The 5,330-nt window shown below is 49.5% G+C and carries 5 protein-coding genes; 4 read left to right on the top strand and 1 reads right to left on the bottom strand.

Translation table 11 applies throughout. The annotated features are described in order from the left end of the window. Positions 1–447: LacI family DNA-binding transcriptional regulator (locus tag AC1WIP_RS10810; protein ID WP_481141836.1), on the bottom strand; the 447-nt coding region annotated here is incomplete at its 3' end. A 218-nt stretch (positions 448–665) separates the two neighbouring features. Here AC1WIP_RS10810 and xylB point away from each other — a divergent pair. From xylB to AC1WIP_RS10790, 4 genes are all read left to right on the top strand, one after another. After that, on the top strand, positions 666–2,138 hold the full coding sequence (gene xylB, locus AC1WIP_RS10805; RefSeq protein ID WP_481141835.1) for a xylulokinase: 1,473 nt from the start codon (positions 666–668) through the stop codon (positions 2,136–2,138). A gap of 165 nt (positions 2,139–2,303) precedes the next feature. Beyond that, positions 2,304–2,945: a DUF4867 family protein gene (locus tag AC1WIP_RS10800; protein ID WP_481141834.1), complete on the top strand. Its 642-nt coding sequence runs from the start codon at positions 2,304–2,306 to the stop codon at positions 2,943–2,945. Positions 2,946–3,010: 65 nt separating this feature from the next. Then, complete coding sequence (locus tag AC1WIP_RS10795) at positions 3,011–4,495, top strand: L-fucose/L-arabinose isomerase family protein (RefSeq protein ID WP_481141833.1); 1,485 nt, start codon at positions 3,011–3,013, stop codon at positions 4,493–4,495. Positions 4,496–4,735: 240 nt separating this feature from the next. After that, a partial coding sequence (locus AC1WIP_RS10790) for an MATE family efflux transporter (protein WP_481141832.1) occupies positions 4,736–5,330 on the top strand: 595 nt, incomplete at its 3' end.

Below are 5,330 nucleotides of genomic sequence, written 5' to 3'. Positions count from 1 at the left end.
GGTTACCACAGGAATGCCTCTTTCGGAAAGTGCATTGATGCTCTGGCGGATGCGCTCGTCGTTGCAGGGAGCCATGGCGATGCCGTTTACCTCTTGTGCCACAAGCTCCTCCATGGCCTGAAGCTGTGCCTCCGGGTCCAAAGGGATCTGGCGGATCAAAACAGTGCAGTTGTAGCCCTCCAGCTCGTTCGCCTTTTCATTGGCCCCCTCCAGCACATCTATAAAAAAGGGATTATCCAGAGAAAAGAGAATCATTCCAAGCTTCAGCTTTTTCTTCTGGGCGGCAAGCACCAGCCCTGCGCGGTTTGGCCTATAATCCAGAGCCTTTGCAATTTCCCTGATCTTTGCGGCGGTGGCGGGATTCACCGCGCCCCGGTTGTTTAAGACCCGGTCAACAGTCCCTCTGGAAACGCCTGCAAGCGCAGCGATCTCTTTGATGGTTGCCATAGGAATCACCTCCTGATTTGCTGTTTCATTAACAAGGTAACATAAATGAAAAAGGAAGTCAACGTGTTCGAGCACAGTTTGGGATTCGTCACTTTCAACAGAAAAGAGACTTTCAAATTTGACATTTTCATGAAAATCATTTCAGCTATTGATTTTTTATTGAGAAACCCTTATGATTAAGGTGGTGTGCACGAGCACGATTAGAGAGGAGCAGATTTATGCTGTATATAGGCGTTGATTTGGGAACATCGGCGGTGAAGCTGCTTTTGATGGACAGCGATGGGAAGATTCAAAATATCGTATCTAAGGAGTATCCTTTGTATTTTCCAAATCCTGGCTGGTCCGAGCAAAAGCCCGAGGATTGGTATGACCAGACCATGGAAGGCATCAAGGAGCTTCTGCAGGAGGCAGACAAAAGCAAGGTGGCCGGTATCAGCTTTGGGGGACAGATGCACGGTCTGGTGATTCTGGACAAGGAGGATCGGGTAATCCGTCCGGCGATTCTGTGGAATGACGGCAGGACCGGGAAGGAGACGGACTATCTCAATGAGGTGATTGGGAAGGAAAAGCTGTCCCGGTATACTGCCAATATTGCTTTTGCAGGCTTTACGGCGCCCAAGCTTTTATGGGTGAGAAAAAATGAACCGGACAATTTTGAGAAAATAGAAAAGATCATGCTGCCGAAGGATTACATAGCTTACCGGCTGACGGGGGTACACTGTACGGACGTGTCGGACGCTTCGGGCATGCTGTTGTTTGATGTGAAGAACCGCAGATGGTCCAAGGAGATGTGCGATATCTGCGGCATATCCATATCTAAACTGCCGCAGTGCTTTGAGAGCTATGAGCCTGTGGGCAAGGTACGTCCCCAGATTGCAAAGGAGCTTGGAATCCCCGAAAATGTGATTGTTGCAGCCGGAGCCGGAGACAATGCGGCGGCGGCTGTGGGCACAGGCACAGTGGGGGATAATAAATGTAATATTTCCCTGGGCACCAGCGGAACCATATTTATTTCCTCCAAAAATTTCAGGGTTGACAGTCATAACGCCCTTCATTCCTTTGCTCATGCCGACGGCAGCTATCATTTGATGGGATGTATGCTCAGCGCAGCTTCCTGCAACAAATGGTGGATGGATGGGATTCTGGGCACAGGCGACTATGGAAAGGAGCAGGCGGCAATCAAAAATCTGGGCCGTAACCATGTATTTTTCCTTCCCTACCTGATGGGAGAGCGCTCCCCTCATAACGACCCCGATGCAAGAGGCGTTTTTTTGGGGATGACCATGGACACAACCAGAGCGGATATGACCCAGGCAGTGTTAGAGGGTGTTGCCTTTGCACTGCGGGATTCCCTTGAGGTGGCCAAATCTCTGGGAATTCATTTGGAACGCACTAAGATATGCGGAGGCGGAGCCAAAAGCCCTTTGTGGAGAAAAATGATCGCCAACATACTGAATCTGAAGGTGGACGTCATTGAGAGCGAGGAGGGGCCTGCTTTGGGAGGGGCCATGCTGGCAGCGGTAGCCTGCGGCGAGTATGCAAGCGTTGAGGAGATTGCGGACAAGGTGGTGAAGGTCACAGAAACCATTCTGCCGGAGCCCGAGCTGGCGCAAAGCTACGATGAGCGGTACGCGCAGTTTAAGGAAATCTATCCCGCCTGCCGCCCCGTATTTGCTCTTTTAGCCAAATAGCTGCCAAGGTCACGAACGTGATATCAGAAACTGGGCGTAATAACCAAAATAAGGGTGACTAGCCACTGCTTCGGAACCCGTTTTTGGTTATTATGACCAGGTTTGTGACCTTGCCAGCGATTTTCATAATTACCTAAAAAGAAAAGGAAGAAAGAGGTGGATTCCATGAAAATTCTGTCAGTTACGGATCAGGCCTTTCGGAAATACGGAAGGGTCATCCAAAACGTGGATTTTGGGGAGCTTGTGGAAGCGCTGAAAAAGACGCCGATTCCCCAGGATGTGGTTTATGAGCCCAGCGTGGAGGCCCTTGAAGAGCTCCCTGTGAAAGCGGAGCTGGCAAAGGTTGTCTTTGGGGAGCTTCCCATTCAGATCGGCTACTGCAATGGACACAATTCCTTGTTAAACGCATTGGAATATCACAGAAGCTCGGAGATTAATGTGGCAGCCCGGGATGCGGTGCTCATGCTGGGATGCCTGCAGGATGTGGAGGAGGATTTTACCTACGACACCTCTCTGGTGGAGGCGTTTTTGGTACCTGCGGGCACTGCTGTGGAGCTGTACGCCACTACCCTGCATTATGCGCCCTGTGGTGTGGATGGAAAGGGATTTCAGGTGGCAGTGGTGCTTCCAAAGAAAACCAATTATCCCTTGGAGGAGAAGCATACCCATTTGGAGCAGGGAAAGGCTTTGGATGAGGACGCTTTGCTTACCGCTGTGAACAAATGGCTTATCGGCCATGAGGAGGGTGGTCTTGAACCAGGCTGCTTTCTGGGTCTGAAGGGGAAAAACCTGAATATCAATGATTGAAGGGAAAGCAGTTTCCCGGGAAAAGAATTTCCTGATAAAAGGAATTCAGATAGGAGGAATGGAAAATGAATAATCTGCCAGAAGTAAAAGTAGGAATTGTTGCGGTGAGCCGGGACTGTTTTCCCGAGAGCCTGTCCGTCAACAGAAGAAAGGCATTGGTAAAGGCTTACGCCGATCAGTATGGTATGGAGGGGATTTATGAGTGCCCTGTCTGCATTGTGGAAAGTGAGATTCATATGGTGCAGGCTCTTGAAGACATTAAGGCGGCCGGGTGCAACGCCCTGTGTGTTTATCTTGGAAACTTCGGGCCTGAAATTTCTGAGACACTGCTTGCAAAGCATTTTGACGGCCCGGCTATGTTCATTGCAGCTGCGGAGGAGACCCAGAACGATCTGGTGGGCGGCCGCGGCGACGCATACTGCGGCATGCTCAATGCAAGCTACAACTTAAAGCTGCGCAATGTAAAAGCTTATATTCCTGAAAATCCTGTTGGAACGGCGAAAGAGTGCGCGGACATGATTCATGAATTTCTGCCTATCGCAAGGGCAATCATAGGACTGCACGATTTAAAGATCATATCCTTTGGCCCAAGGCCCTTGAATTTCCTTGCCTGCAACGCCCCCATCAAACAGCTTTATAATCTGGGTGTGGAGATCGAAGAAAACTCCGAGCTGGATTTGTTTGAGGCCTTTCACAAGCATGACGGAGACGAGAGGATTCCTGCAAAGGTAAAGGAAATGGAAGAGGAGCTGGGTGCAGGCAACCTAAAGCCCGAGGTGCTGCCCAAGCTTGCACAGTATGAGCTGACCCTGCTCGACTGGGTGGAAGCTCACAAGGGTTACCGCAAATACGTTGCCATTGCCGGAAAGTGCTGGCCTGCGTTCCAGACCCAGTTTGGCTTTGTTCCCTGTTATGTGAACAGCCGTCTTACCGGTATGGGTATCCCGGTCTCCTGCGAGGTGGATATTTATGGCTGCTTAAGCGAATTTATCGGCTCCTGTGTAAGTCAGGATGTGGTAACGCTGTTAGATATTAATAATACCGTTCCCGACGACATGTATGAGGAATCCATCAAAGGCAAATTCAACTATACGCATAATGACACCTTCATGGGCTTCCACTGCGGCAACACGAACACAAAGAAGCTTACCTCCTGCACCATGAAATATCAGATGATCATGGCCAGAACTCTTCCCGAGGAGGTAACCCAGGGTACTTTGGAGGGAGATATCATTCCGGGAGACATCACCTTCTACCGTCTGCAGTCCACCGCAGACTGTAAGCTGAGGGCATACATAGCCCAGGGAGAGGTGCTTCCTGTGGCTACAAAGTCCTTTGGAAGCATTGGTGTGTTTGCGATTCCTGAAATGGGACGCTTCTACCGCCATGTGCTTATTGAGAAGAATTATCCCCATCACGGAGCGGTGGCCTTCGGACATTTCGGAAAGGCTCTCTATGAGGTGTTTAAGTATATCGGCGTTCCGGTGGAGGATTTGAATTTCAATCAGCCTAAGGGCATGCTGTATCCTACGGAAAATCCTTTCGCATAAGAAAACGGAGTGGGCGAAAAGAATAAAGAGTGAATAAAAAAGAAGGTAGAAACTTCGTGGAAGCATCATAAAGCCTCCACGAAGTTTTTTTCCGTAAAAATCACAGCAAAATACTACATAAAACAGCTTTATTTTGGCAAAAAAACACATTGCAGTTTTCCCTTGCTGCGTTTATACTCTGATACGCAATAAAGAAGAGCTGCCGGTTTTGTAATCCGGCCTTTGGGAGGAAGAAGTATTATGACGAAGGATATGACAAAGGGAACGCCCATGAAACTGATACTGGGATTTTCTGTGCCTTTATTGTTCGGGTTTTTATTCCAGCAGTTTTATAATCTGGTGGACACAGTGATTGTGGGAAAATTTCTGGGTGTGGATGACCTGGCGGCGGTGGGCTCCACCGGTTCTGTGAATTTTCTGGTGATCGGTTTTTGTATGGGAGTGTGCAATGGCTTTTCCATTCCGGTTTCTCACAAATTCGGTGCAGGAGACTATACGGGAATGCGCAGGTATGTGGCAAACTGCATGTGGCTGGGCATAGGCTTTGCGGCGGTGATGACTGTGGTCACCACGGTTTTCTGCCGGGATATTCTGGTGCTTATGAAAACCCCGGAGAATATTCTGGATGGGGCGTATGCCTATATCTGGGTGATTTTTCTGGGCATTCCCACCACCTTTTTATATAACATTGTCTCCGGCGTCATCCGGGCGCTGGGAGACAGTAAGACGCCGGTTATTTTTCTGGTGCTGTCCTCCATTGTGAATGTGGTGCTGGATCTTTATTTTATCATCAGTCTGCATATGGGAGTAGCGGGAGCGGCCTGGGCCACAGTGA

It is taken from the genome of Acetatifactor sp., assembly GCF_982438285.1.
This window is presented reverse-complemented; position numbering and strand designations above follow the sequence as displayed.

Coding starts and splice junctions, on each gene's coding strand:
- xylB (WP_481141835.1), top strand. CDS start 666: ATGCTGTATATAGGCGTTGATTTGGGAACATCGGCGGTGAAGCTGCTT.
- AC1WIP_RS10800 (WP_481141834.1), top strand. CDS start 2,304: ATGAAAATTCTGTCAGTTACGGATCAGGCCTTTCGGAAATACGGAAGG.
- AC1WIP_RS10795 (WP_481141833.1), top strand. CDS start 3,011: ATGAATAATCTGCCAGAAGTAAAAGTAGGAATTGTTGCGGTGAGCCGG.